The sequence below is a fragment of the Azospirillum picis genome, assembly GCF_017876115.1.
Taxonomy (GTDB): domain Bacteria; phylum Pseudomonadota; class Alphaproteobacteria; order Azospirillales; family Azospirillaceae; genus Azospirillum; species Azospirillum picis.
Genome location: NZ_JAGINO010000034.1, coordinates 20252 through 37479, shown reverse-complemented (window position 1 = coordinate 37479; position 17228 = coordinate 20252). Strand labels below are relative to the sequence as shown.

The 17228-nt window shown below is 71.4% G+C and carries 18 protein-coding genes and 1 tRNA gene; 3 read left to right on the top strand and 16 right to left on the bottom strand.

Going from position 1 to position 17228, the window contains the following annotated elements:
- Positions 1-31: 31 nt before the first annotated feature.
- The 8 genes from J2850_RS29310 to J2850_RS29275 all read right to left on the bottom strand — a co-directional run bounded on the left by J2850_RS29310 (position 32) and on the right by J2850_RS29275 (position 7818).
- On the bottom strand, positions 32-283 hold the full coding sequence (locus tag J2850_RS29310) for a twin-arginine translocase TatA/TatE family subunit (RefSeq protein WP_209990447.1): 252 nt from the start codon (positions 281-283) through the stop codon (positions 32-34).
- Between the two features lie 147 nt (positions 284-430).
- Complete coding sequence (gene scpB, locus J2850_RS29305; protein WP_211114055.1) at positions 431-1066, bottom strand: SMC-Scp complex subunit ScpB; 636 nt, start codon at positions 1064-1066, stop codon at positions 431-433.
- A gap of 13 nt (positions 1067-1079) precedes the next feature.
- On the bottom strand, positions 1080-1961 hold the full coding sequence (locus tag J2850_RS29300; RefSeq protein ID WP_246513741.1) for a segregation and condensation protein A: 882 nt from the start codon (positions 1959-1961) through the stop codon (positions 1080-1082).
- A gap of 11 nt (positions 1962-1972) precedes the next feature.
- Positions 1973-2650: a site-2 protease family protein gene (locus J2850_RS29295; protein WP_209990444.1), complete on the bottom strand. Its 678-nt coding sequence runs from the start codon at positions 2648-2650 to the stop codon at positions 1973-1975.
- Positions 2651-2666: 16 nt separating this feature from the next.
- The gene (gene nagZ, locus J2850_RS29290; protein WP_209990441.1) at positions 2667-3737 is read right to left on the bottom strand and encodes a beta-N-acetylhexosaminidase; all 1071 of its coding nucleotides are present in this window, start codon (positions 3735-3737) and stop codon (positions 2667-2669) included.
- The gene (locus J2850_RS29285) at positions 3709-4800 is read right to left on the bottom strand and encodes an SPOR domain-containing protein (protein WP_209990438.1); all 1092 of its coding nucleotides are present in this window, start codon (positions 4798-4800) and stop codon (positions 3709-3711) included. The genes nagZ and J2850_RS29285 overlap by 29 nt, the downstream gene beginning before the upstream one ends.
- The gene (argS, locus tag J2850_RS29280; protein ID WP_209990435.1) at positions 4797-6557 is read right to left on the bottom strand and encodes an arginine--tRNA ligase; all 1761 of its coding nucleotides are present in this window, start codon (positions 6555-6557) and stop codon (positions 4797-4799) included. Before argS ends, J2850_RS29285 begins: the two co-directional genes overlap by 4 nt.
- Positions 6558-6627: 70 nt before the next feature.
- Positions 6628-7818 (bottom strand): deoxyguanosinetriphosphate triphosphohydrolase, encoded by a 1191-nt coding sequence (locus J2850_RS29275; RefSeq protein WP_209990431.1) that lies wholly within the window; start codon positions 7816-7818, stop codon positions 6628-6630.
- A gap of 179 nt (positions 7819-7997) precedes the next feature.
- Between J2850_RS29275 and erpA the strand changes: the two genes are divergently transcribed.
- The 3 genes from erpA (at position 7998) to J2850_RS29260 (ending at position 9537) form a co-directional block, all read left to right on the top strand.
- Positions 7998-8360, top strand: a complete 363-nt coding sequence (gene erpA, locus J2850_RS29270; RefSeq protein WP_209990428.1) for an iron-sulfur cluster insertion protein ErpA — start codon at positions 7998-8000, stop codon at positions 8358-8360.
- 83 nt (positions 8361-8443) lie between these two features.
- Complete coding sequence (locus tag J2850_RS29265) at positions 8444-9217, top strand: exodeoxyribonuclease III (RefSeq protein ID WP_209990424.1); 774 nt, start codon at positions 8444-8446, stop codon at positions 9215-9217.
- Positions 9218-9447: 230 nt separating this feature from the next.
- A tRNA-Ser gene (locus J2850_RS29260) sits at positions 9448-9537 on the top strand.
- A 34-nt stretch (positions 9538-9571) separates the two neighbouring features.
- Here the strand turns inward: J2850_RS29260 and J2850_RS29255 are convergent.
- The 8 genes from J2850_RS29255 to J2850_RS29220 form a co-directional block, all read right to left on the bottom strand.
- Positions 9572-9763: a hypothetical protein gene (locus tag J2850_RS29255; RefSeq protein ID WP_209990422.1), complete on the bottom strand. Its 192-nt coding sequence runs from the start codon at positions 9761-9763 to the stop codon at positions 9572-9574.
- Positions 9760-10008 carry a hypothetical protein gene (locus J2850_RS29250; RefSeq protein WP_209990419.1) on the bottom strand — a complete coding sequence of 83 codons (249 nt, stop codon included), beginning with the start codon at positions 10006-10008 and terminating at the stop codon, positions 9760-9762. The genes J2850_RS29255 and J2850_RS29250 overlap by 4 nt, the downstream gene beginning before the upstream one ends.
- A gap of 21 nt (positions 10009-10029) precedes the next feature.
- The gene (locus J2850_RS29245) at positions 10030-10233 is read right to left on the bottom strand and encodes a hypothetical protein (RefSeq protein WP_209990416.1); all 204 of its coding nucleotides are present in this window, start codon (positions 10231-10233) and stop codon (positions 10030-10032) included.
- Between the two features lie 212 nt (positions 10234-10445).
- Positions 10446-12287, bottom strand: a complete 1842-nt coding sequence (locus J2850_RS29240) for a chloride channel protein (RefSeq protein ID WP_209990413.1) — start codon at positions 12285-12287, stop codon at positions 10446-10448.
- A 62-nt stretch (positions 12288-12349) separates the two neighbouring features.
- Positions 12350-13777, bottom strand: coding sequence for a hypothetical protein (locus J2850_RS29235; RefSeq protein ID WP_209990410.1), 1428 nt, complete (start codon positions 13775-13777; stop codon positions 12350-12352).
- 138 nt (positions 13778-13915) lie between these two features.
- Complete coding sequence (locus J2850_RS29230) at positions 13916-14614, bottom strand: ABC transporter ATP-binding protein (protein ID WP_209990408.1); 699 nt, start codon at positions 14612-14614, stop codon at positions 13916-13918.
- The gene (locus tag J2850_RS29225) at positions 14611-16347 is read right to left on the bottom strand and encodes a branched-chain amino acid ABC transporter ATP-binding protein/permease (protein WP_307354582.1); all 1737 of its coding nucleotides are present in this window, start codon (positions 16345-16347) and stop codon (positions 14611-14613) included. Before J2850_RS29225 ends, J2850_RS29230 begins: the two co-directional genes overlap by 4 nt.
- The gene (locus tag J2850_RS29220) at positions 16340-17224 is read right to left on the bottom strand and encodes a branched-chain amino acid ABC transporter permease (protein WP_209990405.1); all 885 of its coding nucleotides are present in this window, start codon (positions 17222-17224) and stop codon (positions 16340-16342) included. Before J2850_RS29220 ends, J2850_RS29225 begins: the two co-directional genes overlap by 8 nt.
- Between the last annotated feature and the right edge of the window lie 4 nt (positions 17225-17228).

The window sequence follows — 17228 nt, the reverse complement described above, 5'->3', positions numbered from 1 at the left end:
GGAGACGCGCAGGCTCGCCGCGCGCCGCCGGTCAGCCGCGGACCGCCTCGTCCTTCTTGGCCGCGCTCTCGGCCGTGTTGGCCGGCTGGTTCGGGATGACCTTCGCGTTGGCACCCGCGGTCGTTCCCGGAGCCGCGTCATCGCTGTCGTCCTGCAGCCCCGCCTTGAAGGACTTCACGCCCTTGGCGAGATCGCCCATCACCTTCGGCAACTTGCCCGCGCCGAACAGCAGAAGAACGATCAGAAGAACGATGATCCAGTGCCAGATGCTGAAAGAACCCATGGCGCGCCTATCACGTTTGAACGGCCTTGCGGCGGGCCGGCACTATGACAGAAAGGTCAACATGCCGCAACGTTCGCCCCATCATCCTTAAACACTTGTCATTGGAGATTCACGGGAATTCGACGATGGCCGGCAAAAACCCGGGGCTCATTCGTCGTCTCCGCCAGCCCCTCCGTCGCCGGGAACGGCGCTGTCGTCGCCCACCGCGCCGAGCCCGAGCAGCACCGGACGGCTGTCCAGCAATCCGGCGGCGCGCAGGTCGTCGACGCTGGGCAGGTCGCGCAGGGACTCCAGCGCGAAATGGTCGAGGAAATGGTCGGTGGTGATCCAGGTCAGCGGCCGGCCGGGCGTCTCGCGCCGGCGGCCTGGACGCACCCAGCCATGTTCCATCAGCAGGTCGAGGGTCCCCTTGCTTGTGGCCACGCCGCGGATGGATTCGATCTCGGCCCGGGTGACCGGCTGGTGATAGGCGATGATCGCCAGCGTTTCGATCGCGGCCCGCGACAGCTTGCGCGACACCTCCTCCTCGCGGCGGAGTTCGGGCGCCAGGTCGACGGCCGTCCGGAAGGACCAGCCGGCGCCGGTCCGCACCAGATTGACTCCGCGCGGGGCATAGTGCGCACGCAGCTCCTCCAGCATCGAGCCGGCTTCCGGCCCGATGCGGCCGGCGAGCGTCTCCTCGTCCAGCGGCTCGGCCGAGGCGAAGAGGAGCGCCTCCAGCAGGCGCAGCCTGCCGATGCGGGCCTCCGCCTCGGCGGAATCGGTGACTTCCTTGATGCTCAAATCCCAAAAGCCTTCAACTGGGGTCTTCGCTGGGGCCGCCGGTGGCGTCCTCGCCGTCGCGGCGGCTGCGGACATAGAGCGGCGAGAAGGCAGCCTCCTGCCGCAGTTCCACCCTGCCCGCCTTGGCAAGCTCCAGGGTGGCCGCGAAATGGGCCGCCAGGGCGGAGCGGGTCAGCAGCCCCCCGCCCTGCCCGCCACCCTGCCCACTGGGCAGGAAGCTCGACAGCGTCGCCCAGTCGGGCATGTGGCCCAGCAGGGCCGACAGGCGCTGCACGGCCTCCTCCAGCGAATAGAGGCGCACCGGCGCGATGCGCAGGACGCCGCCCTCCTTGCGGGCGCGCTGGCGGCCATAGGCGCGCAGCAGGTCGAACAGCGTGACCTCGTAGACCGATTTGCGCCGCAGGTCGAGATCCTCGGGCGCCCCGCGGGGATGCACGTCGACGCCGAGGCGCGGCCTGGCGAATAGCTTGGCCGCCGCCTCCTTCATCGCCTCCAGCCGCTGGAGCTGGAAGGCCAGCGCCGCCGCCATGTCCTCGCCCGACGGTTCCTCGCCCTCGGGCTCCGGCAGCAGCAGGCGCGACTTCAGATAGGCGAGCCATGCCGCCATCACCAGATAGTCAGCCGCCAGTTCCAGCCGGACCTTGCGCGCCTCGGCGACGAAGGAGAGATACTGGTCGGCGAGCTGGAGGATCGAGATCCGGGTCAGGTCGACCTTCTGCTCGCGCCCCAGCGCCAGCAGCATGTCGAGCGGCCCCTCGAAGCCGTCCAGCACGAGGAGGAGCTGGTCGGACGGCGTGGCCGTGGATATGGACGTGGGCGCGGTCGTGGGCGTGGGCGTGGGCGTGCCGCCGGGCGGCAAGGCCCCGGCCGCCGGAACTGGCGTCTCCCCGGACATGGCCGCTGCTCTCAATCGTTGCCGGTCAGGGCGCGGATGAAATCGATCACCGCGTCGACCGGCGGCCCGAGCACCCAGTGCATGACGCTGAGGTCGACGCCGATCTGCCGGCCGAGCGCCGGCAGCAGGAAGAAGGCGGCCAGCAGGATCAGCAGCCCGAAACGCTCCAGCCGCGACAGCGGCACCGCCAGGAAATCGGGCAGGATGCCGACGGCGACGCGCCCGCCGTCCAGCGGCGGCAGCGGGATGAGGTTGAAGACCATCAGGATGACGTTGACCAGCACCGACACCTCGGCGGCGGAGCGGATCCACAGCTCGACCATGCTGTTGTCGGGATTTACCAGCCGCCACAGCAGGGCCGACGCCACCGCCAGCAGGAAGTTGGTCCCCGGGCCGGCCAGCGCCACCCACACCATGTCGCGGCGCGGATGGTCGAGGCGGGCGAAGTTGACGGGCACCGGCTTGGCCCAGCCGAAGACGAAGCCGGTCGTGAAATACATCAGTGCCGGCAGCAGCACCGTCCCGACGGGATCGATGTGGCGGATCGGGTTGAAGGTGACGCGCCCCATCCGGTAGGCGGTGTCGTCACCCAGCCGCCAAGCGACGAAGCCGTGCGCCGCCTCGTGCAAGGTGATCGCCAGGATGGCCGGCAGGGCCACGGCGGTCACCTGGAAGATCCATGCCTCCATCGTCCGTTCTCTTCCCTCAGGCTGCGGCGGTGCCGATAAGCTCGGCCAGCCGGTGGGTCAATGCCGGGATGTCGGCCGGCTCCGGCGGGTGGCGCATTGCCTCGGCCCGGTGCCAGCGCGCCGCCGCCTCGCCCGACAGGACGGGAACGGTGCCGACCAGGGAGCGCATTTCCTCCAGGTCGCCGTTGCAGTGAAGCACGACGTCCATGCCCGCCGCCAGCACGGCCTCCGCGCGGCCGGCGGGATCCCCCTGCAGGGCGTTCATCGACAGGTCGTCACTGAACAGCAGGCCGTCGAATCCGATGGACGGTCCCCGCACCACCTCGCGCACCACGATGGGCGAGGTGCTGGCCGGAGCGGCGGGATCGATCGCCTTCAGCACCACATGCGCCACCATCGCCAGCGGCAGGTCGGCAAGGGCGCGGAAAGGGGCGAAGTCGGTGGCCTCCAGGTCGGCGCGCCCGGTTTCCACCACCGGAAGCTCGGCATGGCTGTCGGCGAAGGCGCGGCCGTGGCCGGGGATGTGCTTGAGCACCGGCAGCACGCCGCCGGCCAGCAACCCATCGGCGGTGGCGCGGGCAAGCGCGATCACCGTCGCCGGGTCGCGCGAGAAGGCGCGGTCGCCGATGATGTCGTGGGCACCCTCGACCGGGACGTCGCACACCGGTGCGCAGTCCACGGTGATCCCGACCTCGGCCAGCATATGGGCGAGCAGGCGGCCGTTGATCCAGGCCGCCTCGCGGCCGGCGGCGGCATCCTGTGCGGCGAGGGCGCCGAACACGCCCATCGCGGGATGGGCCGGCCAGTGCGGCGGGCGCATGCGCGCGACGCGGCCTCCCTCCTGGTCGATCAGCACCGGGGCGTCGGGTCGGCCGACGCTGGCGCGCAGGTCATCGACCAGGCGGCGCATCTGGTCGCGGCTGTCGCAGTTGCGGCGGAACAGGATGAAGCCGAGCGGATCGGCATCACGGAAGAAGGTGACCTCGTCAGCCGTCAGGGAAAGCCCGGCACAACCGAAGACGACAGCCCGCGGGCCTTTCCCGCGGGTTTCACCCGAATCAAGGACGGACAACCACGCACCCCACATTCTGCGCGCGCAACTGGGCGCAGACCGACTTGGCCCGCGCCTCGTCGGCACCGGCGCCCTGGACCCGGTAGAACACGCCCTTGTCGCCGAGGTCGACCTTCGCGACCTGGAGGGACAGGCCGCCGACCGCGTCGGGGTGGCGGCCGACGATGCGCTTCCATTCCGCGGTGGCTTCCGGCTCGCTGCGCACCGAGGCAAGCTGGATGCGCCAGCCGCCGCCGCCGGCCGACGGGGCCGACGGCGCCGAGGCCGCCTGCTTGATCGCCACCGGGGCGGCCTTGGCCGGCTGCTGCGGGGGCAGCGAGCCCGCTTCCAGTTGGGCGATCAACTGCCCGATGCGCTGCTGGCCCTGCGGTTGAGGCGGCTGCTGGGCCGCCTGCTTGACCGCCGGAGGGGCGGCGGCGGGCGGGACCGGCTTGGCGGCCGCCTGCACCGGCGGCTGTGCCGGGGTCTGCGTCGCAGGACGCGGCCCGGGGATCGCCGACGGCTGCGGCTTGGGCTGGGCGGCGGCCTGGGGGGGAAGCACCGGCGCCAGCGGCGCGGCCGCGTCGCCGGGGATCGCCGACGGCGACTCCGCGGCGGCCAGCGGACCGGCGGCGGCCACCGCGGCGGCGACGCTGTCGCGTGGCACGGTGGCGGTGGCGCCCGGCGGAAGCTGGGCGACGGCCGGCACGGAAGGAAGCGGCGGGGCGACCGGAAGCGGCGGCGTCACCACCGGGCGCGGCAGCGGCGTTTCCGGCGGCGGCAGCAGCCGTTCGACCTGATGGCCGCTGCCGTCGTGGTCGCGCAGGCGTTCGTAGGCCAGGATGTCCTGGTGCGGCACCTCCAGCCCGCCCGGCTGGTCCGGGCGCGACTTGACCGGGCCGGCGTCGGCGGTCAGCAGCGGCGGCCCGTCGGCGGAGAGCCGGTCGTGGCCGCGCAGGGCCACCACCGCGGCGCCCGCAAAGGTGACGACACCGACCACGGCGAAGCCGAGCGCCAGCAGCCCGCGCCGGCTGCCGTGCTGGCGGGACGGCATCCCATAGGGATTGGCCGCGTAGTTGACGTCGCCGTCATACTTCATGAACGCAGTTCCTCCACCGGCTCGACACCCATGACCCGCAGGCCCGACGCGATGACCGTGGCCACCGCGGCGATCAGCGCGAGGCGCGCCGTCGTCAGCTCCGCGTCGCCCTCGATCAGGAAGCGCAGCGACGCGTCGTCGCGGCCGCGGTTCCACAGCGCATGGAACTCGCTGGCGAGGTCGTAGAGATAGAAGGCGATGCGGTGCGGCTCATGCGCCTCGGCCGCCGCCTCGACCACCCGCGGCCAAGTCGCCATGCGCTTGGCCAGCGTCATCTCCTCCTCGGCATCGAGCCGGGCGAGGTCGGCGGCCGCGGCCAGTGCCGCCGGCGACTGGTCGAGCTGCGGCAGGGCGGTGGCAGCATGGCGCAGCACCGAGCGGCAGCGGGCGTGGGCGTACTGCACGTAGAAGACGGGGTTGTCCTTCGACTGCTCCGTCACCTTGGCGAAGTCGAAGTCCAGCGTCTGGTCGTTGCGGCGGGTCAGCATGATGAAGCGGACCACGTCCCGGCCGACCTGGTCGATGACGTCGCGCAGGGTCACGAAGGTGCCGGCGCGCTTCGACATCTTCACCGGCTGGCCATCCTGCATCAGGTGGACGAGCTGGCAGAGCTTCACGTCCAGCTCGGCCGCGCCGCCGGAGATCGCCCGGGTCGCCGCCTGCATGCGCTTGACGTAGCCGCCATGGTCGGCGCCCAGCACGTCGATCAGCGACGCGGCGCCGCGGCGGTACTTGTCGTAATGGTAGGCGATGTCGTTGGCGAAATAGGTGAAGGAGCCGTCGGACTTCTTCAGCGGCCGGTCGACGTCGTCGCCGAACTGGCTGGACTTGAACAGGGTCTGCGGCCGCGGCTCCCAATCGTCGGGCTTCTTGCCCTTCGGCGGCTCCAGCACGCCGGTGTAGATCAGGCCGCGTTCTTCCAGCGCCGCCAGCGCCGTGTTGACCGCCCCGGCGGCCACCAGCGCGCGCTCGCTGCTGTAGACGTCCATCTTCACGCCGAGCACGCCCAGATCCTCGCGGATCCATCCCATGATCATGTCGATGGCGAAGGCGCGGCAGGCCGGCAGCCACTCCGCCTCGTCCTTGCCGAGCCAGGCCTTGCCGTCGCGCTCGGCCAGCGCCTGCCCGACCTCCTTCAGGTACTCGCCGGGATAGAGGCCGGCCGGGATGTCGCCGATCGCCTCGCCCAGCGCCTCGCGGTAGCGCAGGTAGGTGGAGCGGGCCAGCACGTCGACCTGGGCGCCGGCGTCGTTGATGTAGTATTCGCGGGTGACGGCGTAGCCGGCCTTCTCCAGCAGCGCCGCCAGCGCGTCACCGAACACCGCGCCGCGGCCGTGGGCGGCGTGCAGCGGGCCGGTCGGGTTGGCCGACACATACTCGACGTTCACCGGGGTCCGCTTGCCAAGGTCGCTGTCGCCGTAGGCGGTGCCGGCGTTCAGCACGTCGCGGATGCGGTCGCGCCAGACGTCGGGGGTCAGGCGCAGGTTGACGAAGCCCGGACCGGCGATCTCGACCGAGGCGACGTCCGGCCGGTCCTTCAGCTTGGCGACCAGCAGTTCGGCCAGCGCCCGCGGCGCCATCTTCGCCGGCTTGGCCAGGATCATCGCGGCGTTGGTGGACAGGTCGCCGTGGGCGGCCTCGCGCGGCGGCTCGACCGTCAGACGGCTGCCGTCCAGCCCGGCCGGGATCTTGCCCTCGGCGGCCAGTTCATCCAGCAGCTTGCGAATATCGGTCTCGAAGGCCTTGAAAATATTCATCGTCTTTGGTCGTGTTTCCGGGGTCGTGCTTTGGTTCGCGGTAGCGGGGCCGGCCGGATGCCGGCCGGTGTCAGGTCTTCACATGCAGGTCGAACAGGCGGTCATGCTCGGCCAGCGCGTAACGGTCGGTCATGCCGGCGATGTAATCGGCCACAAGGCGGGCGCGCACCGCAAGGTCGCCGCCACCGATGGCGTCGCGCTGCCACTCGGTCGGCAGAGTGTTGGGTTCGTCCATGAACAGCCGGAACAGGTCGCGGACCACACGCTTGCATTTGCTCATCTCGCGGTTCACGCGATAGTGCCGGTACATGCGCTGGCGCAGGAAGGCGCGCAGCGGCCGCTGCGCCTCGACCATCGCGTCGGAGAAGCAGGCCACCGGCTGCGGCAGCGCCCGCAGCTCCGCGGCGCTGCCCGGCCGGTGTTCGGCCAGCCGCCGCCGCGTCTCGGTCATCAGGTCGGTGACCATGGCGTTGATCATGCGGCGCACCGTCTCGTGGATCAGGCGCGGCCGCTCCAGCCCGGGATGGCGGTCCAGCACCTCGCGCACGATCGGCCCGACCAGAGGCAGCTCGGCGACCTCGTCGACGGTGAACAGGCCGGCGCGCAGGCCGTCGTCGATGTCGTGGTTGTTGTAGGCGATGTCGTCGGCGTGCGCGGCGACCTGCGCCTCGGCCCCCGGCTGGGTGTGCAGTTCCAGGTCCCAGAGGTCGCGGAAGGCGGCGATGGTGGTGGGCAGAGTGGAGCCGTCGGCCAGCGGCAGCAGCGGGCCGTTGTGCTTCACCACCCCCTCCAGCGCCTCCCAGGTCAGGTTCAGCCCGTCGAAGTCGGCGTAGCGGCGCTCCAGCCGGGTCAGGATGCGCAGGGTCTGGTCGTTGTGGGCGAAGCCGCCATAGGGCGCCATGCAGGCGTTCAGCGCCTCTTCCCCGGCATGGCCGAAAGGGGTGTGGCCGAGGTCGTGGGCCAGCGCAACCGCCTCCGCCAGATCCTCGTTGAGGCCGAGGGTGCGGCTGATCGATCGGGCGATCTGCGCCACCTCCAGGCTGTGGGTCAGCCGGGTGCGGTAATAGTCGCCCTCGTGGTAGACGAAGACCTGCGTCTTGTGCTTCAGCCGGCGGAAGGCCCCGGAATGCACGATGCGGTCGCGGTCGCGCTGGTGGCACGAGCGCGTCGGGCTCTCCGGCTCCGCCACCAGCCGCCCGCGCGTGTCCGCCGGGTTGCAGGCGTAGGCCGCCAGCCGATCGTGGAAAGGGTCCGCCGTCATGGCCCGGACACTACCCGTCGGCGGGGCGCGGGCGCAACGGCGAAGGCGTGCTATGCCCTGGCCCGCGCCGCCGCCCCTGGCGAGCGTGCCAAAACTGCAACCGTGCCCGCACTTTGACGTGGCCGCCGATCCCCCTTACATTTGTGGCAACTCCCGCATCGCACCAGAGGTGCCAGACCATGCCCGATACCGCCCTGCCCGCCGACACCGCGTCCCGCGTCCTCACCGTCTCCGAAAGCGCCGCCAAGCGCGTCGCCTTCCTGATCGAGCAGGAGGGCAATCCGGCCCTGATGCTGCGCCTGACGGTGTCGGGCGGCGGCTGTTCCGGCTTCCAGTACGGCTTCGGCTTCGACGCCAGCGCCGGCGAGGACGACCATGTGTTCGAGAAGGACGGTACACGGGTGGTGACCGACGACGCCTCGCTCGACCTGCTGGCCGGCGCCACGCTGGACTATGTGGAAGACCTGATGGGCGCCTCGTTCCAGATCAAGAACCCCAACGCGACGGCTTCCTGCGGCTGCGGCAACTCCTTCGCCGTCTGAGCCCGCCGCTCAGGCGGAAGCTCCATCCAAGATCGTCCAAGAACAAGACCGTCCAAGAAGAAGAACAAGGCAGGCCATTCGTCGTGAAGATCGCCACCTGGAACGTCAACTCGGCGAAGGCCCGCCTTCCGCTGATCACCGACTGGCTGCGCACGGTGTCCCCGGACGTCGTGCTCTTCCAGGAAATCAAGTGCGAGACCGCCGCCTTCCCGCGCGCGGCCTTCGAGGAGCTCGGCTACCATGTCGAGGCGGTCGGGCAGAAGGCCTACAACGGCGTCGCCCTGCTGTCGAAGCTGCCGGCCGAGGACGTGCTGACCCGCCTTCCCGGCGAGCCTGAGGACGAGCAGGCCCGCTATGTCGAGGCCACGGTCGGCGGGGTGCGCATCGCCTCGCTCTACCTGCCCAACGGCAACCCGGTGCCGGGCGAGAAGTTCGCCTACAAGCTGCGCTGGATGGACCGGCTCCACGCCCATGCCCGCGACCTGCTGGCGCGCGAGATCCCCTTCGTCCTCGGCGGCGACTACAACATCATCCCCGAGGCGCGCGACGTCTTCTCGCCCCAGGCCTTCGCCGGCGACGCCCTGTTCCGCCCGGACTCGCGCGCCAAGTTCCGCGCCCTGCTGAATCTCGGCCTGACCGAGGCCTATCGCGCCCTGCACGACGACGACCACGCCTACACCTTCTGGGATTACCAGGCGGGAAGCTGGCCGCGCGACCTGGGCCTGCGCATCGACCATTTCCTGCTGTCGCCGCAGGCGGCCGACCGTCTCGCCGCCTGCACCATCGACCGCCGCCCGCGCGGCGGCGAGAAGGCGTCGGACCACACGCCGGTGGTGCTGGAGCTGCGCGACGCCTGAGGGAACCGGCCAACGAACCGTCCTTGTTCATGGCCACGACCTTTCTGCGACGGTTGTCCGACCGGAGTGCCCGAGAACCGGCGGAGCCCGGGTTTGGCAACCATCGCGGAGAGAGACGCGCATACTCCGGGCCGCAGCGCGGCCGATCAGGAATTGAACGCAGGATTGCGGTTGGGCTGCGCGCAGGGCTTGACCCGCCCCGGTGCATTCGCTACTCCGATGGGCCGGACGGATGGGTGGCCGAGTGGTTTAAGGCTCCAGTCTTGAAAACTGGCGTAGGTGCAAGCCTACCGTGGGTTCGAATCCCACCCCATCCGCCACAACACCCCACAACACTCGGCAATGCGCCAGCAGTCAGGAACGCGGCGTCTCGATGCTGCCGCAGCTTAGCCTGTGGGCCATCAGGCAGTCTTCGTCCTCGGATTGCCGCATCATCGCGCCCATCAGCCAATAACCCAGGCCCAGGACGATCATGATGGCGACCGCGGCGCCAAGATTCGCGGCCATGCGGGTGCGATCGTCGTCGGGCGGCGGCCGGCCGTTCATCGCCTCGGCTTCTCGACAGGTCGGATCGAGCCTTCACACGCGGAAATCCGGAAGCCGCCATCCGGCAGTGCGTCCACCGCATCGCCGTTTTCCAGCCTGTAAAGTTTCCCCTCCGGCACCCAGCCGGCAGGCCCCCTGAACGTCACCATCTGAATGAATGTGGTGAACTCGACGACCATATGGATCGTGCCGTCCTCTGCCTTGGCCTCGAAACGGGCGGTTTCCATCTCCTGACGCAACGGCATTCGCTCGTCCTCCTGCGCTGGTCAGCGCTTACCGGGCTTCCGCTTCGTCCGGCCGCCGGCAGCCTCGCCTTCCTTGCGTTGCACGAACAGCCGGCCGGCCTGCATCGCCGCGGCTCGGCTGATATAGCTGCCGCAGTCGAACCTCTGACCGTCGAACATCACGGTGAGCGTGAATTTCTGAGGGCCGGCTTCGTCGACCATGATCGAGGAGGGGACGGGCTTCATGGTGCCGCCTCCCCCACTCTGCCGGTGGTAACCGCATTCATGAACCGCATGTCCCTGGTCGTTTCCGGCATGGCTGGCGCAATCCTTCCCATCCAAGACGCTCCGGCTGACCAAGCTTCCGGCAATCGGGGCTTCCGGCCCATCGGGATCGGCGCCGGCCATCCTGCCACGACCCTGCGGTCGTCGCAGCAGCGTCAGCGCCGGAGAATCCCTCAGTCCCGCCCCCAGAGGCCCCGCTCGCCGAGATCCTCGCCGCGCTGGCGTTCCAGCGCCTGGGAATAGCGGCGCAGCGCGAAGGACTCCGTCACATAGCCGATGACGCGGCGGTCGGTGGGGGAGGACAGCACCGGCAGCGTCTCGGACTCGGCGCTGCCGAAGCGGCCCAGCACGGTGCGGGCATCGTCGCCGGGCATCAGGACGGCGTCGGCCTTGGTGGCGAGGTCGGCGACGCGGGTTTCCGTGGCGGTCGCGTCCTGGTCGGGGTCGTGCACCGCCGCCATGTCGACCATGCCGGCATAGGTGCCCTTCTCGTCCACGGCGAAGACCAGCTTGGCGGCGCCCAATGGATAGAGACGGCGCAGCGCCTGCACCGTCAGGGTGGCGGGCACCGTCTTGGCGTCGCGGCGCATCAGGCGGAAGGCGGTCAGTTCCGATAGCCAGCCGATGTCGTACGCACCGCGGATGGGCACGCCGCGCAGGTGGAAGCGCCAGGTGGCGAAGGAGTAGCCGAAGGCCTGGCGGACCACGGTGGTCGACAGGACAACGCCGATCAGCACGCCCGACGCCGCCCACAGGTCCTGCGTCGTCTCCAGCACCAGCAGCACCATGGTCACCGGCGCGCCGACGATGCCGGCGGCGACCGACCCCATGCCGACCAGCAGCAGAAGGCCGCTGTCGATGCCGAGTTGCGGCAGCAGGCCGTCGGTCGCGATCCCCAGCAGCCCGCCGAACAGCCCGCCGATGAACAGCGAGGCGCTGAACAGGCCGCCGCGGAAGCCGGAGCCCAGCGACAGCGCCGAGGCCAGGATTTTGGCCACCAGCGTCAGTGCCAATGCCAGCGCGCCGCCCGCCAGTTCCGGCGGCACGGCGCCGGGGCCGCTGCCCATCACCGCCGGCACCGCCAGAGCCACCCCGCCGAAGGCGAGGCCGCCGACCGCCGGCCGCATCCAGCGCGGGATCGGCAGGCGCTTGAATCCGCGCTCCGCCGCCGTCACCGCCTGCATGGCGAGGATGCTCAGCCATCCGGCGAGGAAGCCGATGACGCCGCAGGCCGCGTAGTCCCAACCCGCGATCACCACCGGCCGCCCAAGCGCCAGCGGGACTTCGCCGCCGGTCAGCAGGCCCGAGGCGGCGACCGCCAGCACCGCCGCGGCCCCCACCGGCGCCAGGGCCGCCAGGGTGTAGCCGCCCAGCACCAGCTCGAAGGCATAGAAGGCGCCGGCCAGCGGTGCATGATAGGCGGCGGCGATGGCCGCCGCCGCCCCGCAGCCGACCATGGTCCGCAAATCGGCCCGGCGAAGCCGCAGCCGCTGCCCAAGGGTGGAGGCCAGCCCGGCACCGGCCTGAGTATAGGCCGCCTCCATGCCCACGGAAGCGCCGGAGCCGTTGGACAGCGCCGTCGTCACCGTCAGCCGCAGGCTGTCGATCAGCGACATCTTGCCGCCATAGAGCGCGTTCGCCTCGACCGCGTCGACGATGTCGTTGGGGCGCCAGCGCCGCACCAGCGCCGACAGCACCCCCAGCAGCAGGCCGCCTGCCACCGGAACGCCCAGCGTGCGCAACAGGTCGGGGGCGCTCTGGCCCAGCCGCTCCCCATCCGGCAGGTCGAAGGCCAGCGCCTGGAGCATCAGGACCCCCTCGTGCAGCAGGCCGACCAGCAGCCCGACCGTGCCTCCCACCAGGGCCGCGAGGCCGACGACCGCAAGGGCGCTGTCGCGCACGCTCCAACGGTCGGACAGCGTGGTGGCCGCCGACGCGTCGAGCGCAGAGTATGGGTCGGTGCCGGCCTGGGCATTCTCGCCCACGCCGTCGATGGGAACGCTGTTGTCAGGCATGATTGCGCAAAACCGATAGCCCGTCCGTACAAGGACAATGAGCCGGACGGGCAGGAGTTCCGTCAGGACTTGCCCGGCTGCGGCTTGGTCCCTGGCTTGACCGTCGCCGGTGCGGCGGTCTGGCCGGCCGACGGAGCGGAAGGCTGGGCCGGCGGCGGGGACTGCACCGGCTTGGCGGCGGGCGGTTGGGAAGCCGCAGGCGGTGTGGGCGGCGCAGGCACCGGCGCGGGCGGTGCGGCCGGCGCAGGCACCGGTGCGGACGGTACCGCCGGCGTCGCCGGCTCCGGCGACGCGACGACCGGGGCGGCGGGCGGCGGCGACGCCGCTGCGGAGGGATCGGCCGCGGCAGCGGCCGGAGGCGCGTTACCCGCACGGCGCAGCACCTGGGCCAAATTGTCCCGCACCTTGTCGGCCAGTGCCACGTCGGCCTCGCCGGCCTCGTGGAAGATCACGGTAAACAGGCGGCGCTGCGACAGCAGGAACGTCATCGCGACATGCAGCTTGCCCTGCTCCATCGCGCACTCGACGGAGCCGGTGCGGATCCACGCCGGCCCGGCCTGCTCCGGCGGGTTCAGGGTCACCGTGGCGGTGCCTTCGCACTTCTCCTTCATCGCGCCGGCGAAGCTGTCGGACAGCTCCTCGATCTTGCTGTCCTCGTCGACCGCGCGCTCGCGGATGCCGCCGACGATCGGGCCGACCCGCCAGGCGACGTCGGCCGGACGGCGCTCGGGCGGCAGGTTGTCCATCGGCACCGGTACGGCGTTGTGGACGCCGGCGGCGGTTAGCAGGCTGTCCAGCCCTTCCGGCAGCCGCGGGCGGCTCTTGTCCACCGGGCGGCCGGCGGCGACCCTGATCGGCGGGACGTTGCCGGCCTTGTCGACGCAGGTCCTGAGGTCGCCGAGGACCTTCTTGGTGCCGCTGAGCTTGAAGGCGATCCGGTCGGAGGCGGAGGAGACGACCAGTTCGCTGCCGTTCATCAGCGCCGTGACCAGATCCTCGTCCTTGCCGTTGGAGACCACCAGCATGTCCGGCTGCGGCGCCACCGCGACGCGCTCGCGCTTCATCTTGCCGTCGACCTCCAGGGTCACCGGCCACTCGCCGTCCTTCGGCAGGCCGGCGCCGGGAATGCCGACGCCGATGTTGGTCTCGCCCTTCTGGCTGCGGGCGATCATCAGGACATGGCCGGAGGTGAACTCCCCCTCCACCACGCAATAGGCGAAGCTGCCGTCCTTGCGCTTGGCGGCGCCGCCATCCCAGCCTTCTATCAATTCCGCCGGCCCGGTGGTCTTGCCGTCCGGTCCCTTTTCGGGCGTGCCGGACTCCGGCGGCGGGCTGCCGGGCAGCAGCACCTCGTCCTTCGGTTCAGGGAGGCCGTAATAGGCGGCGGGCGGCATGCTCGGCGCGACCGGCACCAGCTCGGCCATCGCCGGAACCGACGCCACCCCCAGCAGGAGAAGCGCAGACAGCGAAACGGCGAGGCGGGCAGTCATGACGAGGTAATCCACAGATTCGGTTGTGGCCGGGAAGCTATCCGCGCCCGCACCGGTCCGCAAGCGCAACCGCCCTGCCCGTGGCAGGAGTCTGACACCTGTTGCACGGGACACGCAGGGGAAGGGAGGGGAGCGGCCTCACCCGAAGAACGCCATCCTCAGCGTTTCCTGCGACAGCGCCCCGACCGGCCCGTCGCCCACCACCCGGCCCAGGCGCAGAAGCACGGCGCGCGGGGCGACGGACAGGGCGCGGGCGGCGCTCTGCTCGGCGAGCAGCACGGCGGTGCCGTCGGCGGCGATGCCGCGGATGGCGGCGAAGACCTCGTCCGCCAGCTTGGGCGACAGGCCGAGCGACGGCTCGTCCAGCAGCAGCAGGCGGGGGCGCCCCATCAGGGCACGGCCGAGACTCAGCATCTGCTGCTGGCCGCCGGACAGGCGCCACGCGCGCTCGCCGCTCTTGCAGGCGAGGTCGGGAAACAGGGTGAAGACGCGCTCGACATCGCGGGCCCGATCACGGGCGGCGGGCAGCCCGGCGACCTCCAGGTTGTCGCGCACGCTCATGCCGGCGAAGACGCGCCGCCCTTCCGGCACATAGCCGATGCCGCGGCGCACCCGGTCCTCGGTGGCCATCCCGGAAATGTCGGCGCCGTCGAACCGCATTCCTCCCCCTGCCGGCACGAGTCCGAGCAGCGCCTTCAGCAGCGTCGACTTGCCGGCGCCGTTGGCGCCGAGCAATGCCGCCGTCTCGCCGGCCGCGAGTTCGAGCGACACGCCGTCGAGCGCCGCCGTCCCGCCATAGCCGGCGGTCAGCTCCCGGATGGAGAGCAGCGCCGTCATGCCGGCACCGCCGTGCCGAGGTAGGCGGCGGCGACGGCCCCATCCTGGCGGACCCCCGCGGCCGGGCCATCGTAGATCACCCGGCCGCGGTCGAGGCAGAGGACGCGGCCGGCAAGCGGCAGCAGGAAACCCATGTCGTGCTCCACCAGCAGGATCGCCGTCCCCTCCCCCGTCAACCCGCGCAGCAGGGTCGACAGTTCGGCCTTCTCGCCGTCGGTCAGGCCGGCGGCCGGCTCGTCGAGCAGCAGCACCGCCGGGCGGCGGACGACGGCACGGGCCAGCTCGACGCGGCGGCGCAGGGCAGCCGGCAACCCGTCGCAGGACTGCGCCGCCAAATCCCCCACCCCCAGCCGGTCGAGCGCCCAGCGGGCATGCGCCTCGGCCTGTCGGGCATCGGCATCGAAGGCGAGGCGCGCGGCGGCCACCGCCTCCAGTACGCCGGCGCCCTCCGGCAGCGCCGCCGCCTGGAAGCTGCGGGCCAACCCGGCGCGGGCCAGCCGGTCGGCACGGGCGCCGGTCACCGCGCGGCCCGCCAGGACGACGTGGCCGGCGTCGGGCCGTTCCAGCCCGGAGAGCAGGTTGATGACGGTGGACTTGCCCGACCCGTTGGGTCCGATCAGGCCGGTGATGGTGCCGGGCGTCAGTTCCAGGGACACGCCGTCGACGGCATGCACGCCGCCGAAGGACTTCCCGAGCCCCTCGACGGCGAGGCCGCCCGCAGGAAACCGTGGCGGCGCCGATGCGGCGGGCAACCGGTGCGGGCGGCGTCCCCACAGCCGTCCGGCGGCACGGTCGATCAGCCCGGTCAGACCGTCGGGAGCGACCAGCACGGTCAACAGCAGCGCGCCGCCATAGACCACCAGATAACCGCGCTCCAGGAAGCGGAACCATTCCGGCAGGTGCAGCAGCAGGACCGCCCCGAGCATCGCCCCGGCCATTCGTCCGCGCCCACCGACAATGGCGATGGTCAGGATGGAGACCATCACCGGGAACTCCAGGACCTCCGGCGAAACGACGCGCTGGGTGTGGACGGCCAGCGCCCCGGCAGCCCCGCCGAACAGCGCGCTGGCTGCGAATGCGGCAAGGCGCAGCCGGCCGACATCGAGGCCCAGCGTGCCGGCCGCCAGCGGGTCGTCGCGCAGCGCCGTCAACGAACGGCCGAACCGCCCGCGGGCCAGCAGCCAGCCGACGAGCCCGCCCAGCGCCACCAGCCCCCAGACCAGCACGGCCATCGGCAGCCCGCGCGCCACCGCATGGCCGAACAGCACCACCCCCGGCACCCCGGCCAATCCGTTGGCGCCGCCGGTCAGGTCCGGCAGGTTCACCGCCAGCAGGTGCAGCACCTGGGCGATCCCCAGCGTCGCCAGGGCGAAATAGTGCGACGCCAGGCGCAGCACCGCCAGCCCGACCGGCAGCGCCAGCAGCAGCGGCGCCAGCAGAGACAGCGGGAAGGTGGCCTCGAAGCCCAGGCCGTAGCGGCTGCCGAGGATGCCGGTGACATAGGCGCCGACGCCGAAAAAGGCGCCCTGCGCCAGCGACAGCGCCCCGCCCAGCCCGAAGACGATCTGGAAGCCGAAGGCGGCCAGGGCATAGACCCCGGCGACGGTCAGCACACGCAGGCCGTAGGGGGAGGCGTAGAGCAGCGCATAGGCCAGCAGGGCGAGCGCGCCGCCCGCCAGGACGCCCCCTCCCCGCGGCGGCGAGGCGGCAGCATCGGACCGACGCTCAGCCACGGCGGCGCACCGCTTCGCCGAACAGTCCCTGCGGCCGCAGCACCAGGATCGCCAGCAGCGTCAGGTAGAGCGCCCCGAGCGCTGCGGGATATGACAGGATCGAAGACACCCCGACCTCGAAGAGCGCGATCAGCAGCGCCCCCACCACCGCACCCGGCACCGAGCCCCAGCCGCCGACCGTCACCGCGATGTAGGCCTTCAGGATCAGGTCGCCGCCGGCGGTGGGCGTGACGAAATAGCGGTTGGCCAGCAGCAGGCCGGCGGCACCGGCGCAGGCGGCGGCGATGGCGAAGGTCACCAGGATCATCGCGGTCACCGGCACGCCGCAGGCCCGCGCCATCTCCGGATCCTGTGCGGTCGCCCGCAGCCGGCGACCGAGCTGGGTGCGGGCGAACAGCCATTGCTGCGCCCCGATCAGCAGGGCGGCCACCGCGACGATGGCCAGCGACTGCTCCGGCACCGCCAGCCCGCCGAGGCGGAGCGTGCCGTCGCCGATCAGCGGCGGCGCGGCGCGCGGTTCCGGCCCGAACAGGATGGCGGCGCCGTTCTGCAGGATGATGCCGACGGCGATGGTGCTGATGAAGACCGACACCGGCGGCCGGCGGCGCAGCGGCAGGTAGGCGGCCAGCGCCAGCAGCAGCCCGAGCCCGGCCATCAGCACCAGCACCAGCGGCAGCAGGACGATGCCCGGCAGCGCGTCCGGCAGCGGGATCAGCGGCGCCAGCGCCACCGCCAGCAGCCCGCCAGCCATGACGAGGTCGCCCTGGGCGAAATTCACCGCCGAGGTGGCGTTCAGCACCAGGACGAACCCCAGCGCCACCAGCGCATAGGCCGCCCCCAGCGCCACCCCGTTGAGCAGCAGTTGCAGCGCGGCCATCCGC